The organism is Sorangium sp. So ce128 (genome assembly GCF_051525245.1).
In the GTDB taxonomy this organism is placed as follows: domain Bacteria; phylum Myxococcota_A; class Polyangia; order Polyangiales; family Polyangiaceae; genus Sorangium; species Sorangium cellulosum_B.
The window spans coordinates 12733939-12752336 of the sequence record NZ_CP150313.1; the positions used below are offsets into that span (position 1 = coordinate 12733939).

The 18398-nt window shown below is 70.3% G+C and carries 14 protein-coding genes and 1 pseudogene; 7 read left to right on the top strand and 8 right to left on the bottom strand.

Annotation, left to right across the window (positions count from 1 at the left end; all coding sequences use genetic code 11):
- Positions 1 to 61: 61 nt before the first annotated feature.
- The 3 genes from WME82_RS48235 to WME82_RS48245 all read left to right on the top strand — a co-directional run bounded on the left by WME82_RS48235 (position 62) and on the right by WME82_RS48245 (position 6793).
- Complete coding sequence (locus WME82_RS48235; protein ID WP_438040834.1) at positions 62 to 2590, top strand: glucosyltransferase-I; 2529 nt, start codon at positions 62 to 64, stop codon at positions 2588 to 2590.
- Positions 2591 to 2752: 162 nt separating this feature from the next.
- Positions 2753 to 5755: an nSTAND1 domain-containing NTPase gene (locus tag WME82_RS48240; protein WP_438040835.1), complete on the top strand. Its 3003-nt coding sequence runs from the start codon at positions 2753 to 2755 to the stop codon at positions 5753 to 5755.
- Positions 5756 to 5788: 33 nt separating this feature from the next.
- Positions 5789 to 6793 carry a tetratricopeptide repeat protein gene (locus WME82_RS48245; protein WP_438040836.1) on the top strand — a complete coding sequence of 335 codons (1005 nt, stop codon included), beginning with the start codon at positions 5789 to 5791 and terminating at the stop codon, positions 6791 to 6793.
- A 48-nt stretch (positions 6794 to 6841) separates the two neighbouring features.
- On the opposite strand, the gene WME82_RS48250 is transcribed toward WME82_RS48245, so the two are convergent.
- Positions 6842 to 8107, bottom strand: coding sequence for a DUF3237 domain-containing protein (locus WME82_RS48250; protein WP_438040837.1), 1266 nt, complete (start codon positions 8105 to 8107; stop codon positions 6842 to 6844).
- Between the two features lie 77 nt (positions 8108 to 8184).
- The gene (locus WME82_RS48255; protein WP_438040838.1) at positions 8185 to 9255 is read right to left on the bottom strand and encodes an alpha/beta hydrolase family esterase; all 1071 of its coding nucleotides are present in this window, start codon (positions 9253 to 9255) and stop codon (positions 8185 to 8187) included.
- 301 nt (positions 9256 to 9556) lie between these two features.
- Here WME82_RS48255 and WME82_RS48260 point away from each other — a divergent pair, with 301 nt between their 5' ends.
- Both WME82_RS48260 and WME82_RS48265 read left to right on the top strand, forming a co-directional pair.
- Positions 9557 to 10390: an alpha/beta fold hydrolase gene (locus WME82_RS48260; protein WP_437743164.1), complete on the top strand. Its 834-nt coding sequence runs from the start codon at positions 9557 to 9559 to the stop codon at positions 10388 to 10390.
- Between the two features lie 114 nt (positions 10391 to 10504).
- On the top strand, positions 10505 to 11725 hold the full coding sequence (locus tag WME82_RS48265; RefSeq protein ID WP_438040839.1) for a leucine-rich repeat domain-containing protein: 1221 nt from the start codon (positions 10505 to 10507) through the stop codon (positions 11723 to 11725).
- A gap of 236 nt (positions 11726 to 11961) precedes the next feature.
- Here WME82_RS48265 and WME82_RS48270 read toward each other — a convergent pair whose 3' ends face one another.
- Both WME82_RS48270 and WME82_RS48275 read right to left on the bottom strand, forming a co-directional pair.
- Positions 11962 to 12786, bottom strand: a complete 825-nt coding sequence (locus WME82_RS48270; RefSeq protein ID WP_438040840.1) for a hypothetical protein — start codon at positions 12784 to 12786, stop codon at positions 11962 to 11964.
- 151 nt (positions 12787 to 12937) lie between these two features.
- A complete protein-coding gene (locus WME82_RS48275; protein ID WP_438040841.1) occupies positions 12938 to 14341 on the bottom strand; it encodes an RNA polymerase sigma factor RpoD/SigA in 1404 nt (467 codons plus the stop codon).
- Between the two features lie 301 nt (positions 14342 to 14642).
- Between WME82_RS48275 and WME82_RS48280 the strand changes: the two genes are divergently transcribed.
- Positions 14643 to 14867 (top strand): DUF2188 domain-containing protein, encoded by a 225-nt coding sequence (locus WME82_RS48280; protein WP_438040842.1) that lies wholly within the window; start codon positions 14643 to 14645, stop codon positions 14865 to 14867.
- A 28-nt stretch (positions 14868 to 14895) separates the two neighbouring features.
- Here the strand turns inward: WME82_RS48280 and WME82_RS48285 are convergent.
- Positions 14896 to 15225 (bottom strand): annotated as a pseudogene (locus WME82_RS48285) (DUF3175 domain-containing protein); the annotation flags it as partial.
- Between the two features lie 408 nt (positions 15226 to 15633).
- Here WME82_RS48285 and WME82_RS48290 point away from each other — a divergent pair.
- Entirely contained in the window at positions 15634 to 15843 is a 210-nt protein-coding gene (locus WME82_RS48290; protein WP_437743168.1) for a hypothetical protein, read from the top strand.
- 140 nt (positions 15844 to 15983) lie between these two features.
- Here WME82_RS48290 and WME82_RS48295 read toward each other — a convergent pair whose 3' ends face one another.
- Genes WME82_RS48295 through WME82_RS48305 form a run of 3 tightly spaced genes read right to left on the bottom strand, consistent with a single transcriptional unit; the run spans position 15984 to position 18389 of the window.
- The gene (locus WME82_RS48295; protein WP_438040843.1) at positions 15984 to 16547 is read right to left on the bottom strand and encodes a DUF2795 domain-containing protein; all 564 of its coding nucleotides are present in this window, start codon (positions 16545 to 16547) and stop codon (positions 15984 to 15986) included.
- A gap of 22 nt (positions 16548 to 16569) precedes the next feature.
- Positions 16570 to 17697 carry a DUF2795 domain-containing protein gene (locus WME82_RS48300; RefSeq protein WP_438040844.1) on the bottom strand — a complete coding sequence of 376 codons (1128 nt, stop codon included), beginning with the start codon at positions 17695 to 17697 and terminating at the stop codon, positions 16570 to 16572.
- Positions 17694 to 18389: a dienelactone hydrolase family protein gene (locus WME82_RS48305; protein WP_438040845.1), complete on the bottom strand. Its 696-nt coding sequence runs from the start codon at positions 18387 to 18389 to the stop codon at positions 17694 to 17696. Before WME82_RS48305 ends, WME82_RS48300 begins: the two co-directional genes overlap by 4 nt.
- Positions 18390 to 18398 lie beyond the last annotated feature (9 nt).

The window sequence follows — 18398 nt, forward strand, 5'->3', positions numbered from 1 at the left end:
CAAATGGGTTGCTGTCGATGGCGATCGATGGCGATCGATGGCGACAGGAGGGTTCCTCGTCATGAATCAGCATGTGTTCTTGATGTCGAGCCTCCTCCTCGTCGCGGCCGCGTGCGCGAGCGACGTGTCCACTCCGTGCGGGGACGGCTACTGCCTGGCGGCTTACCGGTGCGTCGATCCGAGGGATGGAGCGCCGCGGTGCGTGCCGCAGGATACGCCGCGGAACGTCTGCGGCAACTGGAGCGTCGATCCCGGCGAGGAGTGCGACGAGGGCGACGTCGCGGCGGGCGACGGGTGCGGCGCGACCTGCCGGCGGGAGGAGTGCGGCAACGGGATCGTCGATCCCGGCGAGGAGTGCGACGAGGGCGACGTCGCGGCGGGCGACGGGTGCGGCGCGACCTGCCGGCGGGAGGAGTGCGGCAACGGGACCCTCGATCCCGGCGAGGAGTGCGACGAGGGCGACGTCGCGGTGGGCGACGGGTGCGGCGCGACCTGCCGGCGGGAGGTGTGCGGCAACGGGATCGTCGATCCCGGCGAGGAGTGCGACGAGGGCGACGTCGCGGCGGGCGACGGGTGCGGCGCGACCTGCCAGCGGGAGGTGTGCGGCAACGCGATCCGCGACCCAGGCGAGGCGTGTGACTGCGGCGTCGATGCCGTCGCGCCCCGGGAGCCGGTGTGCAGCGATCGCCAGAACGCGTCGGCGGGCGGGGTGTGCCGCCTGGACTGCCGGCTTCATTGCGGCGACGGCGAGGTCGCGGAGGAGGAGACGTGTGACCCCGCCGTTCCTTTGGCCGCCTCCTGCGTAGATCTCCGTTACGATTTCGGCCGCCCTGTCTGCTCGCGCGCCTGCGACTCGCTGGACGTCGTAGGCTGCGGCGACTTCAATTGGCGCGTAATGAATGTGCCGAGACCGGCGTTGCTCTCCAACGTGTGGGGAAGCGGACCGCGCGACGTCTACGCCGTCGGGTACGGGGACACCCTGGTTCACTACGACGGCACCGTCTGGACATCGATCTCGTTACCGGTCTTTGCAGAGCTGTACGGCGTGTGGGGCAGCGGTCCGAGCGACGTCTTCGCCGTCGGAGTCGAGAACCCCGGCGGCAGAGCCAACGGCCTCGTGCTGCACTATGACGGAGACTCATGGACTCGGATGCCCTGGCCCTACGAGGAAGCTCTTCGCGACGTGTGGGGCAGCGGCCCGAATGACGTCTTCGCCGTCGGCGATCGGGGCACCTTGGCCCGCTTCGACGGCCGCTCCTGGACGAAGATGACTTCGCCAGTCGATGTGAATCTGCTCGGCGTGTGGGGCATCGGTCCGAGCGACCAGAGCGACCAGCGCGACGTCTACGCCGTCGGGGCCGGGGGCACCGTGCTGCATTTTGACGGGAATTCCTGGGCACAGATGCTCTCGCCGGTCGAATGGACGCTGAGCGACGTGTGGGGCAGCGCTCCGAACGACGTCTTCGCCGTCGGAGGGGGGGGCGCGCTGCATTTTGACGGAAATTCCTGGGCAGAGATGCCTTCGACGTTCGAGATGGGACTTCGCAGCGTGTGGGGCAGCAGCGCAAGCAACGTCTTCGCCGTCGGAAATGTCCTGGCGCACTTCGACGGCCGCGCCTGGACGAGGATGACCGCACCGATCGATGAGATTGCGTCCGACTCGGGCATCGAGGAGATGATGGCCGTGTGGGGCAGCGGTCCGAGCGACGTCTTCGCCGCCGTCTCCGGCGGCGTGCTGCATTTCGATGGCATCACCCTGACAGAGCTGCCTTTCGCGGCCGATGACAAGACCTTTGACGTTTTGGATCTATGGGGAAGCGGAGCGAGCGACGTCTTCGCCGTCGGATGGTGGGGCACCGTGCTGCATTTCGACGGCCGCTCCTGGACGGCGATGGCATCGCCGGTCGATGCGCCTCTCAACGGCGTGTGGGGGAGCGGAGCGAGCGACGTCTTCGCCGTCGGATGGCGGGGCACCGTGCTGCATTTCGACGGCAGCTCATGGACGGCAATGGTATCGCCGGTCGATACGACTCTCAACGGCGTGTGGGGAAGCGGAGCGAGCGACGTCTTCGCCGTCGGGGGGCGGGCAACGGTGCTGCACTATGACGGTCGCTCCTGGACACCAATGTCTGTAGAGGGCACCGATCAGGTGCTCAACGGCGTATGGGGGAGCGGGCCGAGCGATGTGTTCGCCGTCGGAGAGCGGGGCACCGTGCTGCATTTCGACGGCCGCTCCTGGACGACGATGGTATCGCCGGTCAATGTGGGCCTCTACCACGTGTGGGGGAGCGGACCGAGCGACGTCTTCGCCGTCGGGGATTTTGGCGCCATCCTGCACTTCGACGGCAGCTCTTGGACGGCGATGACATCGGGGCGCAATGCTGCGTTTACCGACGTGTGGGGCAGCGGGCCCAACGATGTGTTCGCCGTCGACGGCGGCGTGCTGCACTTCGACGGTGGTTCTTGGCTGCCCATGCGTTCCGGAGCACAGACGGTATGGGGTGATTCTTTGGGTAATGTGTTTTTTTATTACGATCAGGGCCTCAGCGACCGCAGCTATCGACTCAGCCGGACAGCGCTCAGCCGCTGAAGGCGGAGGACGGATGCTTGGTTTCGGTTGGCTTCGCGCTGCGATGGACGCCCCGGAGCCTCTCTGCGCGCCGCGGCGCCGGGGACCGGCGTACGGCGGACGCGACGGCCAGGCTTCCGGCCCGCAGGCATGAGCCTGTCGGGTTCGTGCGGTGAGATTGTCATGAGCCCGATGAAGGAAATACGCTTCGCTTCTGTGGGCGACTCCGGCGCCGCTGCTGCCGACGAGGACGCGGCCGCCCCGCCGCCGAGCCGGAGGGGACGTCCGGAGTCAGAAGAGGGGATGTCCCCGTCGGCGACCTGGAGCACCGACAACGATCTCCATGCGGTGGAGCTCACCGCGCCCAGGACCGGCCCTGCGCGGCGAGCGCCGCGCGACCTGCCCATCGACGCCGGGACGTCCCTCGGTCACTACGAGCTCATCCGCGAGCTCGGCCGCGGGGGCATGGGCACGGTCTTTCTGGCCCGCGACGTCCGGCTGGGCCGCCTGGTGGCGATCAAGCTCGTCACAACGCTGACCGGCTCCCGGCTCGACCGATTCCTTGTCGAGGCCCGCGCCACCGCGCTCTGCAAGCACGAGAACATCGTGACCATCCACGATGTGAACGAACACAACGGGTATCCTTACATGGTGCTCGAATACATCGAGGGCCAGAGCCTCCGCGCGTGGATGGCGCAGCGGAGGCCGGCGGGCGCGCCAGCGGGCGTCGCGGCCACCTCGGTGTCGACGAGCGCCGCGGTGGAGCTGATGGTGCCCGTGGTGCGCGCCCTCGTGTGCGCCCATCAGCTCGGCATCGTGCACCGCGATCTCAAGCCGGAAAACATCATGTTGGAGCCGTCCGGAGCGATCAAGGTGCTCGATTTCGGCATCGCCAAGCTGCTCGACGTCGACGCCGCCGTCACGTGCGAGCGCCCTGCTCCCGGGAGCGAGCTGACCCTGACGCACGAAGGGGCCGTCATGGGGACGCTGGCCTACATGTCCCCCGAGCAGCAGGCCGGAGAGGAGATCGACCAGGCGACGGACATCTGGGCCGTGGGGATCATGCTCTATGAGCTCGTGACCGGCGCGCGCCCGTTCGACGGGGCGATGACGGTCGGCGCGCTCGACGCGTCCGTCCGGAAGATCGGCGGGATGCGCGCCGAGCTGGGCGCGCTCGGACCGATCATCGAGCGGTGCCTGCGCAGGCGGACATCCGAGCGCATCGCCTCGGCGCGGCAGCTCCTGGCCGAGCTCATGCCGCTCCTGCCGGGGCGCCGCGAGGTCGTCCTCGGCGCCGACGAGAGCCCATTCGCCGGCCTCTCGGCGTTCCAGGAGGTCGACGCGGACCGCTTCTTCGGCCGCGACGACGACATCGCCGGCATGGTCTCGCGCCTGAAGAGCCAGCCGCTCCTCGCGATCGTCGGCGCGTCGGGGGTAGGGAAATCATCGCTGGTGAGGGCGGGGATCATCCCGGCGCTCAAGCGCTCGGGGGCCGGGTGGGAGTCGCTCGTCATGCGGCCTGGGCGCGAGCCCATGGCGGCGCTCGCCGATCTGCTCGACCATCCATCCCTCCTGGAGCAGGGCGAGGTCGGCTCGCCGGCGGCGCGCGGCCGTGAGGCCGAGCGCGGGCAGGTGGCCGAGCGCGGGCAGGTGATCGAGCGGCTGCGCGCCGAGCCCGGCCACCTGGGCGCCGCGCTGCGCGCGTGGTCCGCCCGGACCCAGCGGCGCGTCGTGCTGTTCGTCGACCAGTTCGAGGAGCTCTATACCCTCTCGTGCGGCGCCCGAGAGCGCGCCGCCTTCTTCTCGTGCCTCGAAGGCGTCGCCGACGACGCCTCCTCGCCCCTCCGCGTCATCCTCTCCACCCGCTCGGACTTCATCGAGCGGGTGGCCGAGGACAGGCGCTTCATGGCGGGGGTGACCCGCGGCCTCGTGTTCCTCTCGCCCATCGGCCGGGAAGGGCTGCGCGAGGCGCTCTTGAAGCCGGTCCAGGCGGCGCGGTACGAGATCGAGGACCCGGCGATGGTCGAGGGCATCCTCGATGTGCTGGAGACGACCCCAGGCGCCCTCCCCATCCTGCAGTTCACTGCCGCCAGGCTGTGGGACATGCGCGACCGCGAGCGGCGGCTCCTCACGCGGGCGAGCTACGAGGCCATCGGCGGCGTGGCGGGAGCGCTGGCGAGCCACGCCGACGCGGTGCTGGCTGGGCTCAGCGGCCGTCAGGCGAAGCTCTGCCGAGCCATCTTCGAGCGCCTGGTCACGCCCGAGCGCACGCGGGCCATGGCCAGCCTGGAAGAGCTCCGCGAGCTGCCCGGGGACGGGGATCCGGACGAGATCGAGCGGGTCGTCCACCTGCTGGCCGACGCGCGGCTCCTCGCCATCGAGACGGGGCGCGACGACGCCGGCAGCAAGGTGGAGATCGTGCACGAGTCGCTCATCGCGCGCTGGCCGACGTTGCAGCGCTGGCTCGACGAGAACCAGGGAGACTCGGTGTTCCTCGACAAGCTGCGCGCGGCGGCGCGGCAGTGGGAGTCGAGCGGCCGCGCCGACGACCTCCTGTGGCGCGGCAAGCTCGCCGAGGAGGCGCGCCGCTTCCGGGAGCGCTCCGAGCGCCGGCTGCCCGAGCGAGAGCAGCGCTACCTCGACGCCGTGGTGAGGCTTGCCGGCCAGGCGCAGCGCAGGAAGCGCAACCTCATCGCCGGGACCATCGCGGGCCTGGCCCTCCTGGTCGTCGGCGCCGCCGCGGGGATCGTCACCGTGGTCCGCCAGAACCGGGTCATCAGCGCGCAGCTCGCGGACATTCGCCGGACCGAGGACAGCCTCGAGGAGGCGCTCGCGAGGGAGACAGCGTCTCGACAAGTCGCCGAGCAGGCGAGGATGAGCACGGAAGAGGAGAAGAGGCGGGCCGAGCGGCTGCAGAAGGAGGCCGAGGAGGCCAGGGACAGGGCCGAAGCCGAGGCCGAGAAGGCTCGCGCCGCGGCCGAGGAGGCCCGGACGGCGCGCGACGAGGCGCGGGCGTCCGAGGGCGAGGCGCGGCGCGCCGAAGCCCAGGCCGACGACGAGCGGGCAAGGGCCGGCGTCGAGGAGCGGAAGGCCAAGCAAGCGGCGGACGACGAGCGCCGGAGCAAGGAGGCGCTGGAGCAGCTCATCCAGCGCTCCGTCGGGCGGGTCCGGGACCGCTTGAGATAAAAAGCGCTCCGGGAGATCATCGAACTATTCCCCGTGCAGAGGACGCCGACGAGCACCCGAGCTGCGATCTGTTCATGGCTCTCGATAGCGCTCCTCGCGTCATGGGCCGTGCCCGCGTGGGCTCAGACCGAGCCGGCGTTGCCCCCCTGGCATGAGGGCGTCGCGGAGGAGCGAAAGCAAGCGGCGCTGGAGCTCTTCATGCAGGGGCGGGACCTGCACAGAAGGATGGTGCTCGGCGACGCCAGGAAGAAGTACGAGGAGGCGCTCGCCCTGTGGGAGCACCCGGATCTCCGGTTCTATCTGGGCAGGGTGCTCAAGATGATGGGGATGCCGCTGCTCGCCTACGAGAACCTGCGCCTCTCGCTCCGGTGGGGGCCGGCGTCGCTCGAGCCCGAGGACCATGAAGCGGCGCGCGCGCTGATGAAGGAGCTCGTCGAGCGCGAGCTGGCTGTCGTCGAGATGCGCTGCGATGAGCCCGGCGCCGAGGTGCTGCTCGACGGGAGGTCGTGGTTCGTCGGTCCGGGCTCGGCGCGCCGGTTCGTGACGCCCGGAGAGCACGTCGTCAGCGCGAGGAAGGAGGGGTATTTCCCCCTCGTCGAGCCCGTCGTCGTGCTCGCCGGGGTCCAGGCCTCGGGCGTGCTCAAGCTGAGCGCCGACGGCATCGTCACGGTGCGCAGGTGGTCCGCCTGGAAACCGTGGGCCGTGGTCGGGGCCGGGGCGGGCCTCGGGCTGGCTGGTGCGGTGTTGCGCTGGCAGGCCGACGAGCATCTGGAGGAGGCGGAGCGGCAGTTCGAAGAGACCTGCACGTCGGGTTGCGCTCCAACGACGACGGACACGTCGAGCCGGGGTATGACGGAGAGCCGTGTCGCCACCGGCCTGTTCATCGCCGGCGGCGCGACCCTGGCGGCAGGCGCGGTCCTCGTGTTCCTCAACATGCCGCGGACGTATCGCACCGAGGATCAAGGCGGCGTCGAGCTCCGGATCGTGCCCGCGGCGTCGGGCGCGGCGGCCGGGCTGTCAGCTCGACTTTCCTTTTGAAGCACCGAAGGCACCGGGCGGCGCCGGCGTCACCGCAGCGCTGCTGTTCTATTTGCGCTCGTAGAAGGTGAGGCTCACCCCGCCCCCCGCCGCGCCACCCGGGTCGGAGCTCACGTAGGACTTCGTGTTGAGGATCGCATAGGGGCCGTCCGCGCGCGTCTCGAAGACAGGAATGAGCGCGCCGAACGGTCCGCAGTTCCTCACCACGATGACCTCGCCGTCCTTCGAGGACAGCGCGTACCGGGCGTCCAGCACCGTGGTCGACCCGATGAGCTGGTAATCCGCGCCTCCGGGGAGCACCGAGCCCGACAGGCCGCTCAGCAGCATTCCGCCGGTGACCGTGCCCCCGGTGATGGGAATGATGTTGCGCGTGCCGCGCTTGCTCGCGCCGACAGACACCGAAGAGCCGAGCGTGACGGACTCGGTGAACACGCTCGAGCCCCTCGCCCCGGTCGCCTTCGAGCACTCCCACGATTGGTTCGGGACGCCCGCGGGATCCTTGAGCTGGATCTTCGGCTCTCCGGCGTCCACCTTGCTGATGTCGTAGACGTCGAGCTGGATCGTGCCCGCCGCGGCGTCGACGACACGGGTGCCCGCGAACTTCCCGGTGTTGAGCCACGCGAGCGAGCTCGAGGTGGCTACCTCGAAGTCCGGGACGATCCGGACGACGTCATCGCCGGCGGCGGCGACGCCGCAGGTCCGCAGCAGGATGGAGCTGCCGTCGCTCGCCTTCAGGATGTTGATCTCCTCGAGCTCGACGGATCCGTTCGACAGCGTGAGCTCGAGGTCCATGCCGCCCGTGAGGAACGTGGCCTGGATCTTGTCGCCCGTGAGCGTGCCCCCTTTCACGTCGAGGAGGCGGCGGTGTCCGAACTGGGTGGTCCCGACATCGTGGGTCTCGCCGAGCTGGAGCGTCGCCCGAAAGACGAGCTCGCCGCGCGTGGGGAGCGGAATGCCGTCCGGCATCCCGCAGGTCCACGACGGATCGGGCACGATCGTCGCCTCGTCGCTGCCGTTGTTGCCGCCGCCGGCCCCGGGCGTCCCGCCTGCGCCGCCGCCGCCGCCGCTGCCCGTCTCCTCCGCGCCGCCGGCTCCCGTGGTTCCGCTGCCCGCGGTGGTTCCGCTGCCCGCGCCGCCCGTGCCGGCGTCGCCGCCCGTGCCGGTCGCTCCGACGGAACCGCTCGACGCCGCGCCGCCGGAGCTGCTGCTCGTCGTCCCTCCGCTGGTATCGTCGGTCGACGAACCACACCCTCCAGAGCAGATGCCCAGGATTCCAGTTATCAAGAGCTTCGCTGGCAGATTTTTGATCACCATCGCCGGACCCATCCATTCAATCCATGCTGCGATTCGATGCCCCCTGAAACGTGGCGCTGGTTCAAGCAACGCCCGATTCAGAACTGCGAGAAGAAGCTCCAGATCGACTCGCCGGAGTTGTTCTGCGGGGCGTGGCCCCCGTCGAACTCGCACCAGACGACGGGATAGCCCGCGTCGCAGCCCTCGTAGCTGACGCAGGGGCTCGGCTCGACCGGTGTGGTCTGCTGACCGCAGTGGTTTCGCTCGAGGAAGACATCGCGAGCGCTCTGACCGTTCTCGAGCGGAACCACGTTGTCGCTCTTGCCGTGGGCGCCCCACATGGCCACGGGATGGTCGCCGTCCTCGCAGCCGCTGTAGATCGCGCCGGACATGGAGGCGATGGCGCGGAATTCGTCGCCCATCGCGCAGCCGATCGCGTAGGACATCATGCCGCCGTAGCTGAACCCCGTCGAAAAGATCCTGCTCTCGTCGATGCAGAGCTCGCCGCGGAAGCGGTCGAGCATGGCGCGGAGGAACGCGATGTCGCGGCCCCCCGTGTTCGCCCAGCCCTGGTCGAGGCCCTCGGGCGAGACGAAGATCGCCGAGCCGTTGGCGCGGCTCTGGAGCCCGTAGTAGCCGCCGCCGAACCCGGTCGCGACCTGCTCGGCAGAGCCGCCGCGGGGATGCCAGGTGAAGATCAGCCGGTAAGGGCGGCTCGAATCGTAGTTGTCCGGCACGGCGAGGATGTACTCGCGCGTCGTGCCCCCGACATCGACGCTGAAACGGCCGCTCTTCGGCGCGGTCGCGCTGCCGCAGCCCGCGCTCTGCGCCTCTCCTCCAGCGCCGCTCGAGCCGGAGCCGGCAACGCCCCCGCCGCCCGCGCCAGTTTCCCCCGAGTCCGGGCGCCCGCCGCTGCCGCCGGCGCCGCTGGCCGCCCCCGACGAGCTACCGGATGCCGACGAGCCACCGTTTGCCGACGAGCCGCCGGTTGCCGACGTGCTCCCCGTGGCGCCGGAGGCGCTGGATCCGGGCCCAGCGGGCCCTCCGGCGCTGCTGCCGGATGATGCCTCGGTCGTCGCTTCTCCCTGGCTGGAGCAGCCCAGCGCCGCGAACGCCGCGAGCGCAACGAGCCCTGGAGCGATCGCGCCGAAATTGCGAAGCGTTTTCATTCGTCCCCGCCTCTCTATTCCAAGATCGCCGTCCGTCCTCGCATCACCCGATGCAGGTGATCTGCGACGACGTCGTACGCTATGCCTCACGCCCGAGGCATGGGCATACTCGCCTATGCCTCGGGCGTGAGGCATAGGCATACTCGCCTATGCCTCGGTGCGAGACGTCACGCCCAGAGGGGCGGACTGGACGGCTCGGGTGGGGGTCGAATTGAAAGCGCCCAGACCGACGCGGTCGGCGCCGGCCGCTCCCGCGCTGGCCGACGTGGAGGGCGCGCGGTGGCGTGGCTAGAGTGCGCCCATGCGATGCAAGGTGAAGGACCTCGAGATCGAGGTCGAGGAGATCGGCTCCGGGACGCCCATCCTGATGCTCCACGGCTGGGGGCCCGACCACAGGCTGATGAAGGGGTGCATGGAGCCGGTGTTCCGGTCGGCGCCGGGGAGCTGGAGGCGCATCTATTTCGACCTGCCGGGCATGGGAAGGACCCCGGGGCGACCGTGGATCGACGGGTCGGACCGCATGCTGGAGGTGGTGCTCGGGATCATCGATCAGGTGCTCCCCGGCGAGCGGTTCCTGGTCGCCGGCGAGTCGTACGGCGGCTATCTGGCCCGGGGCGTGGTCCACGAGCGGCCGCGGAGCGTCGCGGGCCTGCTGCTCGTGTGCCCGGTGGCCGTGCAGGAGACGCGGGAGGCCAACGCGCCCCCGCTGCGGGTGCTGGAGCGCGACGAGGCGTTCCTCGGGACCCTGTCCGGCGAGGACCGTCGCGCGTTCGAGGCGATCCACGTGCGCCAGGTGCACGCCGTCTGGGAGCGGTTCCAGGACGAGATCCTCCCCGGCCTGCGCGCGGCCGACACGGTCTTCCTGGAGCAGCACCTCAGCCGGAAGGTCCCCTTCAGCTTCGCGGTCGACCGCCTGGAGGTGCCGTTCCCCGGGCCGACCCTGATGCTGGTGGGGCGCCAGGACTGCGTGGTCGGCTACCGCGATCTCTGGGGCATCCTCGAGGCGTACCCGCGGGCGTCGTTCGTGCTGCTCGACCTGGCCGGCCATAACCTGCAGACCGAGCAGCCGGCGCTGTTCGAGGCGGCCGTGAAGGAGTGGATGGAGCGGGTGAGCGGGACCATGGCGCATCCCTGACGGGGACGGCGCAGCGAGAGGGAGGACGCGCACGAGGCGCCTTCGACCTTCGTGCAGCGGCTTCGTCCGCGCGGTTGATCTCCAGCGGTTCGGTCCGCGGTACCATCGCGGCCGATGGCAGGCATCGCGAAGTCGCTGCGCGCGGCGTTGAAGAGCCCCTCCGGGGTCCGGAGCCTCAAGCTCACCAAGGTCTCGGGCGACGCCGACGTCGCGGGGATCTCGCGCCTGCCGGACCTCGTGCTCCTCGAGATCTCCGTCACCGGTGAGGAGATCCCGCGCGAGGTCTTCCGGATCCCGGGGCTCACGCACCTGACCGTGGGCGGCCGCTCGATCACCGGCCTGCCGCCCGAGATCGCGAATTGCGCGGGGCTGAAGAAGCTCGACGTCCGCGGTCACCGCATCGCCGCGCTGCCGCGCGAGATAGGTCAACTCTCGCGCCTCGACTCGCTCTACGTCGACGGCAACGCGCTCACCTCGCTCCCCGCCGAGATCTCCGAGCTCGCCTCGCTGGAGACGCTGTCCGCCGGCAACAACCTGCTCGGCGCTCTCCCCGACGAGATCACCCGCCTGCCGAAGCTGCGTGACCTGTCCCTCGAGACCAACCGGTTGACCGCGCTGCCTCGCGAGCTCGGCCGCCTCGCCGCGCTCGACGCGCTGGCGCTCGACAAGAACGCGCGCATCGACGCAGCGCCCGCGGGAGAGCTCTCCGCGCTGCGCACCCTCGGCCTGCGCAGCTGCAAGCTCGCCGACCTGCCCGCGAGCCTCGCGAAGCTCGACCGGCTCGAGGTGCTCGCGGTCGGGAACAACCCGTTTCCTCGGGTACCGGGGGCGATCCGTCCGCTCACGAGCCTTCGAACGCTGTACCTGTGGGGCGCGAAGCTCACCGAGGTCCCCTCCTGGCTCGGCGGGCTCACGCGCCTGACGCTGCTCGAGCTCGAGAAGAACGCGCTCACGTCGCTGCCGCCGGAGATGGCCGCGCTCACCGGCATGGAGGAGCTGCGCCTGGAGAGCAACGCGTTCGACCACGTGCCTTCCGCGGTGTTCGCGATGACCTCGCTGCGCAGGCTGTTCTTGATGAACAACCGGATCTCCGAGCTGCCCGCGGGCGTGAACGCGCTGACGAGGCTCGAGCGGCTCGACGTGACGGGCAACCCGCTCGAGAGGCTGCCGGCGGACCTGAGCGCGCTCTCGAGGCTCTCCCGGCTGGAGCTCCCGCAGGGCGCGCTCACGGGCGCGTCGGTGCGTGGCCAGATCGCGAGGCTGCCGCCCGTGGGCGAGGTGTGGTTCGGCAACCCCGTGTATCGCGCGGTCGCTCGAGGCGGGCAGTGGTGTTGAGGGCGCGCGAAGCGGGGAGGCCGCCAGATCGCCGTCGCGCTCGGGGCCGATGAGAGATAGGACCTGGCGAAGTCGACAATCCGTTTTCGGTTCTGCCCGAAGAGTTATGGGCTCTTTCGAAGCGAGCGTGGCTTCACCTGGATGGTGAGCAGCTCGCGCAGATCCCAGAAGCCGTGCGAAAGCGAGGGAAGCCGACGCTGCAGGTCGTGTGACCCTTCACATCGAACAGCTCACTCCTAGCCGCTCGGATCGAGCTGCACGCCGACGGTCCACGCGGCGCCGCCCACGTCGTCCTTCACGGTGATGCGCCCCGTCGCGGCGTCGAGCTCCAACGCCGGGTCGCCGCCGTTCGGGGTCGTGTTCCCGTCGTGGACGCGGACGACCTTGTCTCCCTCCACCGTGCACTCGGAGACGCCGGTCGTGCCCGCGCCGTAGAGCATGCGGCCGGCGCACGCGAGGCGCGTGAGGCACTTGCCGCCGCGCGGGAGCGGCGAGACGAGCAGCGCGCACCTCTGGCCCACCTTCACCGGGCTCGGTCCCGTGGACTCGGTGACGAGCGCGGACCGGCGCAGCGCTTTCCGGGTCGCGTCGAGGAGCGGCTCCCCCACGACGGGCAGGCTCTGGTAAGCCAGCGTGAGCTCGACGCGGTACGCGGGCGCCGAGTCGCGCCAGACGGCGCCCGCCTTGCGGATGCTGTCGAGCGAGACCTCGGCCCGCTCCCCGGCGCGCGAGCCCTTGTCCTGGTACGAGAGGGCATAAGCATAGGTGCCAGGCTCAGGGCCGGAGTCGTCCTCCACGCCGGCGCTGAACATCGACATGCCGTTCAGCGGATCGCTCGACCGGTAGATCGGTTTGCCGCCGCACAGGACCCGGAGCGCGGGCACGCGGATGTCGTCGCCCGAGCTAGCGAGCTCCGCCTCGACTGTGCACGCCGCGCCGGCCGCGAGGGGGAGCCCCGTGGCGCGCGTGACGGTCGCCTTCCAGGTCGCGGTCGCGGCCCGCGCCGGCGCCTCGCGAGCCGGCGCGGCCGGCTCCGGCGGCGCCTGCGCTGGCTCGGGCACCCGACGCGCGCTCCGCCGGAGGGTGGTGTCCGAACAGGAGGTTTGCCGACCGCTGCGAGAGGCGCACGACCGCAGCGCGTCACGGCATGACAACACCGGCCCGGAGCGCCGTTGTCGGCCCCCCCGTGTCAGAGGCCGTGCGCCCCGATCCTCACTGGGCGAGATAGCATCCGAGCTGCCTCTCCTTCGACCTGGCCTTGAGCTTGCGCAGCGCGTTCGCCTCGATCTGGCGGATGCGCTCGCGCGACAGCGACATCGACGCGCCGATCTCCGCGAGAGTGAGCTCGGGCGCGCCGTCGAGCCCGAACCGGCGCCGGAGCACGTCCTGCTCGCGCGGCGTGAGCTCGTCGAGCAGCTCCGTCGTCTGCGCGCGCATCCGGCTCTCGGCGACCTGCTCGTCAGGCGCCGGCGCGCTCGGGTCGGGGACGAAGTCGCCGACGCACGTGTCGCGGTCCTCACCGGCGGGGGCGTCGAGGCTGATCGGCGCGGGCGCGAGCCCGTCGACGAGCTCGATCCTCGCCCGCGAGAGGCCGGTCCGCTCGAGCAGCTCATCGCTCTCGGGCTCGCATCCGTGCTCCTGGACGAGCGCGCGCCGCGCGCGGAGGAGCTTCCGGCGGCTCTCCTCCATGTGCACCGGCACGCGGATGGTCTGCGCCTGATCGGAGATCGCACGCGCCAGCTGCTGCTTGATCCACCACGCGGCGTAGGTGCAGAACCGGACGCCGCGGCGAAAGTCGAACTTATCGGCCGCGCGAATCAGGCCGATGTTGCCCTCCTGGATGAGGTCGTGGAGCGACAGGCCCGCGTGCGGGTACCTGGTCGCGAGCTTGACCACGAGCGGCAGGCACGACGCGACCAGCTCGGCCCTGGCGAAGTCGGCCATCCGCCGACCCTCCTCGATGGCTTCGAGGGGGGCACGCCCGGCCCCGCCCATCGCCGGGGCTGCCCGGAGGGCGCCGACGACCCGGTCGAGGACACGGCGGCGCAGCCGAGCGCGCTCGAGCCCGGAGGCGAGCGCATTGCGGTCGCGCTGTCGCGACCGGCCAGCCTCGAGCTCCTTGGCAAGCGTGCCGGCGCGCTCGATCAGGGCGGCGAGCCAGGGCCCGGTCTGCTCGCTGGCGGCGTCCTCCTCCTCGTCGGCGGTGCGGAGGACGTTGTGCGTGCGCAGCTTGTGCGCTGCGAGCTCCTCGCCGATCCTGGCGAGCTCGCGGAGCGCGACGGACGAACCCACCAGCGCACGCAGGATGACTGCCTCCCCCTCCTCGATACGGCGGGCGAGCGCGACCTCGTCCTCGCGCGTGAGGGCGGCACGCCTGCCGAAGCCGCCGAGATAGAGGCTCGCGCCCTCGCGCGAGGGCGTCATGGCGCGGCGCGGCCGGGCCACATCCATGGTGCTTCGCGAGCGCGGCGCGGCGGGGGTGCGTCGGCGCGGCTCGCCGGATGCTTCACGTCGGATACGTCGGATACGGCTGTTGTCGGTGTCGAAAATGGAAACGGGCTGTCTCATCGTGGGTAGTTTGCACGCATGCGCAGCGTCGAGGTTGCGGCGGAGCATGCGCGGGCTCTCTCTCGTCCGACGCTCTACGCCGCAATGCATGATAACCACGTGAACGCCTCGCGAAAGGCCCCTGCGCGGTGGGCGCGAGCGAGGTGTGCGGCGACCGCTGCGCAAGCGGACGGCCACAACACCGCGCACCCCCAGCACCCCCAAGGTCGTTTCTGGGGGTCAGGTCCTCGGATGGCAATGGGACGAGGCTGCAGCGCGAAGAGCGATGAACCAGGACGAAGCAGGAGGCCCTGGTTCGATGGTTGCGGCGGCTGCATCACATGCCCCAGGGAGGGTGCGGAGGCGTATCATGGGAGAGGTCGTCACGTACGAAGTGGTGCCTATCGGCAAGATGTGGAAGGTCGGGATGACCGGGGACAGCCAAGCGGACAGCATTCACGAAGATAAGGACTCCGCGATCGCGCGCGCCGAGCAACTCGCCCGGCAGCTCCCGCTGGGGCAAGTCGTCGTCCAGACGGACGAGGGCGGCGTCGAACGCTCGTACTTCTTGGGCGAAGAACGTCGGGCAGGGTGACGCTCGCGACGCGCTGGCCGGGCGCAGCGCGCGCCGCACGGCCGTACAAGGCGCGGAGCTCGTCTTTCGCGGCCTGGAGCGTGCTGCGGCGTTCGGGATCGAGCGCCCTGCCCGCGCGGTTGATGTAGAACGTGAGCATGGCCATCGCCGAGCGGAACGGGTCCGCCTTGCGACGGCGGCTCCGGTCCGCGGAGCGCTTCAACGATTCGGCAATCGCACGCGGGCTGCGCTTCTTGAAGACACCGGGTTCGAGATCGAGCGCGTGGCTGGTCTCGGTCACCCGGCGTGACCACCGATGAGCTGGTGCACGCGTCGGGCCGCTCGATGATTGCGTTCTGCGGGTCGACTTGACTGCCATCGTCGTCGCCAGGCGCAAGCTTCGTGCGCGGTGGCGCCCTGCTTGCATCAAACGGCAGCGTCAGGTGCAGCCATGGCGCAAGAGGCCGCCAAGCCGCCCGAGAAGAGACGGCCAAAGCACCTACGCAGCCCTCTGAGAGACGTTGCGCCGAGCCCTCCCAGGGTGTGCCTGCGCGGGATGATCGAGAGCAGATGCCGAAGGCCGAGAAGGACCGCTCGCCCGCGCCGCCCGGCGAGAGATCGACCCACGTGCCCAAAGGGGCGCCTCAGGGTGAGCAAGAGCCGCGCGGCGGGCGCGACCGGACCGAGGGACGGCGCCGAAGCAGCACCGAGCAGGCTCACGATTCGACGAGGTCGGATCTGGCACGGCGGATGCTCGACATGAGATCTTGGTGCGAAGGCGATTCCGATGCAACAGGCGATCTGGACCCTGGCGAGCCTGACTCCTGAACAGGAGCGGCTGCTCAAGGAGGCGGAGGGGGCGCTGAACAGCGGAGTGCTCCTCGCTTTCGAGCGGCGCGACGTGACCCCGACCGAGCTCACGCCGAGCCAGATCGAGTGCCTGACGGGTTTGGAGCAGAAGCTCGGGCTGGTCGTCGTCGCGCTCCGGTCCGGCTGAACGGCTGGAGCGCTGCCCAGGGGATTTCCCGGCCACGTTTCCGATGTTCCTCCGCCGTGTCCGTTCCCCGTGCCCACACCCGATCCATTCCGACATGGACGGCTCGGCATCCGATCGAGGTGGATAACGCTTGGGTGGCGCTACAGGATCTTCCCGACCTCCATTTCGACATCTGCCATGTTCGTGTAGCGACGCTGTGGGAGCTTTTGGAGAACCCGCAGGATCCCCTCGGGATCGGCGAGGCGGGAGTGGTTGTGCTCGGCGTGTGCGAGCAGCTCGGCCTTGGATATCGGGAAATCGATGCCCCCGAGCATCTTCGCCACCGCCGCCGCGGAGACGGCCTCGGTCGCAGCCGCGCGCCCGCCGCGTCGCCCGGGTGGCTCCGACGCAGCAACGTCTTCGGCCGACCGGGGACGTCCCGGCGCCATGGCCTCTCCGAAAGCCACCCCGACCTCGGCGGCGTCCCGGTAGACGCGGTCAGGGAGGATAGCGAGGGCGTCCAGCACCGCCGACCCCGGAGGGAGTCGCTGCGAGGCGTACGCAAGGAGCTCGGGCTTCGGCTTGGGGAACTCGATGCCCGTGAGCGCCTCTTCGAGATCGGCTGCGCTCGTCGCGCGGGGCGGGTGGGAGGCGGCCATGTGCCGCTCGTAGCGGGACTTCTGCTCGAAGCCCTCGCCGCACAGCTTGCAGACGAACTGGGCCATTGGAGACCTCCTTCAAGCGCGGTCAGCGAACCCGGCCGAGGCCAGCGGCGACGTCCGCCATCTTCTCGTACCGGCGATCAGGGAGATGGCTCAGGACCGCGATCGCCTCTTCGGGGTTGTCGATCCGATCGCCGTGCTGTCGGGCGTACGCGACGATGCCGGCCCGGTTCTTCGGGAAGTCGATCCCGGCGAGCAGCTTGGTGATGGCCGCCGCGGAGGGCGCGCGCTTCGCCGCTGCGGCACCGCCGCGCTTGCCGGCCTTGGAGGGTGACGTCGAAGGCGGCAGCCGGCGCACCTCCTCGCCGCCCGCGCGCTCCCCGCCGTCCCCCGTCTCAGCGGGTGGCACATCGACCATCGAAGGGAAATCGCCCGTGAGCAGCGGCTTCACGCGCTCGCGCTCGCAGTGGAGCCGGAGCTCCCGGCAGACCTCGGCCGTACTCAGCTTCTTGTCCTCGGTGTCAATCCGGACGCCGAGCTCCTCCTCGACGTCCTCGGCATGGGCGGCGAGGAGCAGGATCTGCGTGTTTTCATAGTCGAGGAGCGCCGGTTCTTCGACGTCGATCCACCGCCGCGCCCCGAACTTGCCTCGAAGGTGCTTCGGGTACGCAGGAGGCGCGTGCGCCGACGGAGCTCCGGGCGTCGCGACCTCGGGGTTCTTGACCGCAACGACGTAACCTGCCTCTTCTTTGATCTCGAACTCTTCCTGGGCAGGGCCCGGCTCTTTCGGCAGCTCGAGCGCATAGGCGAGCTCGGTGTGGCGTTTGTACTTGAGGAGCTGGTACTTGCCCTCGCCCACGGGGGTGGCCGCGCCGACGACCCGCTCGCCGCGTGTCTCGCTCGCATATTCGACGGCGCCGAGCCCGCGCCGGATGTCCTGGGGATTCTTCGACGTGAGGACGTTCAACGCCCAGTTGCGCCCGCGCGGGTGCCGCGCGCCCCGCTCCATCTCGGGCAGCCTCTTGCTCCCCACGACGAAGAGCCGGTAGACCCTCCTCGGCCGCTCGGGCGCGAGCACCATGTAGAACCGCTGGACGTCGCCGCGGCCCCGCACTTCTTCAGCCCCCACGCGCGGCCGGTAGAAGAAGAAGATGTCGCCCTGCTCCAGGATGTGCGCGCCTGCTCTGGAAGGCGTAGCCGCCGAATCGGTCATGAGGCGGCGCGCTCGATGCGCTCCTGCGCCAAGTGCTGCCCGAACCAATCGCGCGCGAGCTTGGCCACCCGATCGAGCGCGCCCGGCTCCTCGAAGAGGTGGGTGGCACCAGGCACGATCTCCAGCCGCTTCTCACAGGCGAGCTCGGCCGAGGCTCGGCGGTTGAGCTCGATCACCATGTTGTCACGCCCCCCGACGATGAGCAGCGTCGGCGCGTGTACGCTCGCCAGCGCCGGGCCCGCCAAGTCGGGCCGACCGCCACGGGAGACGATGGCCCGCACGAGATCGGGGTCCTCGGCTGCCGCGACCAAGGCAGCCGCGGCCCCGGTGCTGGCGCCGAAGTAGCCGAAAGGCAAACGGCTCCCCTCGGCCTCCTGGCGAAGCCATCTGGCTGCGCCGAGCAGGCGGTTCGCGAGGAAGCCGATATCGAAGCGCAGGTGCGCCGTCTCCTCGTCGACCTCCTCCTCCGCCGGGGTGAGCAGGTCGAGAAGCAGCGTCGCCAGCCCGCCGTCGCGCAGCACCCCGGCGACGAAGCGGTTGCGCGGACTGAACCGGCTGCTCCCGCTGCCATGCGCGAACAGTACGGCGCCACGAGCGTCTGGAGGGACGCTCCAGCTCCCGGCGAGTGTCGCCCCGTCGGCCAGGATGACGACCTCCCTCTCGAACGCATCGCCGTCTGAGCCCGTCTTCATGGTTCCCTC

Bases quoted from the DNA above. Each gene is read 5' to 3' on its own strand.
- WME82_RS48290 (WP_437743168.1), top strand. From the start codon at position 15,634: ATGCAACAGGCGATCTGGACCCTGGCGAGCCTGACTCCTGAACAGGAG.
- WME82_RS48265 (WP_438040839.1), top strand. From the start codon at position 10,505: ATGGCAGGCATCGCGAAGTCGCTGCGCGCGGCGTTGAAGAGCCCCTCC.
- WME82_RS48255 (WP_438040838.1), bottom strand. From the start codon at position 9,255: ATGAAAACGCTTCGCAATTTCGGCGCGATCGCTCCAGGGCTCGTTGCG.
- WME82_RS48250 (WP_438040837.1), bottom strand. From the start codon at position 8,107: ATGGTGATCAAAAATCTGCCAGCGAAGCTCTTGATAACTGGAATCCTG.
- WME82_RS48235 (WP_438040834.1), top strand. From the start codon at position 62: ATGAATCAGCATGTGTTCTTGATGTCGAGCCTCCTCCTCGTCGCGGCC.
- WME82_RS48305 (WP_438040845.1), bottom strand. From the start codon at position 18,389: ATGAAGACGGGCTCAGACGGCGATGCGTTCGAGAGGGAGGTCGTCATC.
- WME82_RS48280 (WP_438040842.1), top strand. From the start codon at position 14,643: ATGGGAGAGGTCGTCACGTACGAAGTGGTGCCTATCGGCAAGATGTGG.
- WME82_RS48275 (WP_438040841.1), bottom strand. From the start codon at position 14,341: ATGCTCCGCCGCAACCTCGACGCTGCGCATGCGTGCAAACTACCCACG.
- WME82_RS48260 (WP_437743164.1), top strand. From the start codon at position 9,557: ATGCGATGCAAGGTGAAGGACCTCGAGATCGAGGTCGAGGAGATCGGC.
- WME82_RS48240 (WP_438040835.1), top strand. From the start codon at position 2,753: ATGAGCCCGATGAAGGAAATACGCTTCGCTTCTGTGGGCGACTCCGGC.
- WME82_RS48300 (WP_438040844.1), bottom strand. From the start codon at position 17,697: ATGACCGATTCGGCGGCTACGCCTTCCAGAGCAGGCGCGCACATCCTG.
- WME82_RS48295 (WP_438040843.1), bottom strand. From the start codon at position 16,547: ATGGCCCAGTTCGTCTGCAAGCTGTGCGGCGAGGGCTTCGAGCAGAAG.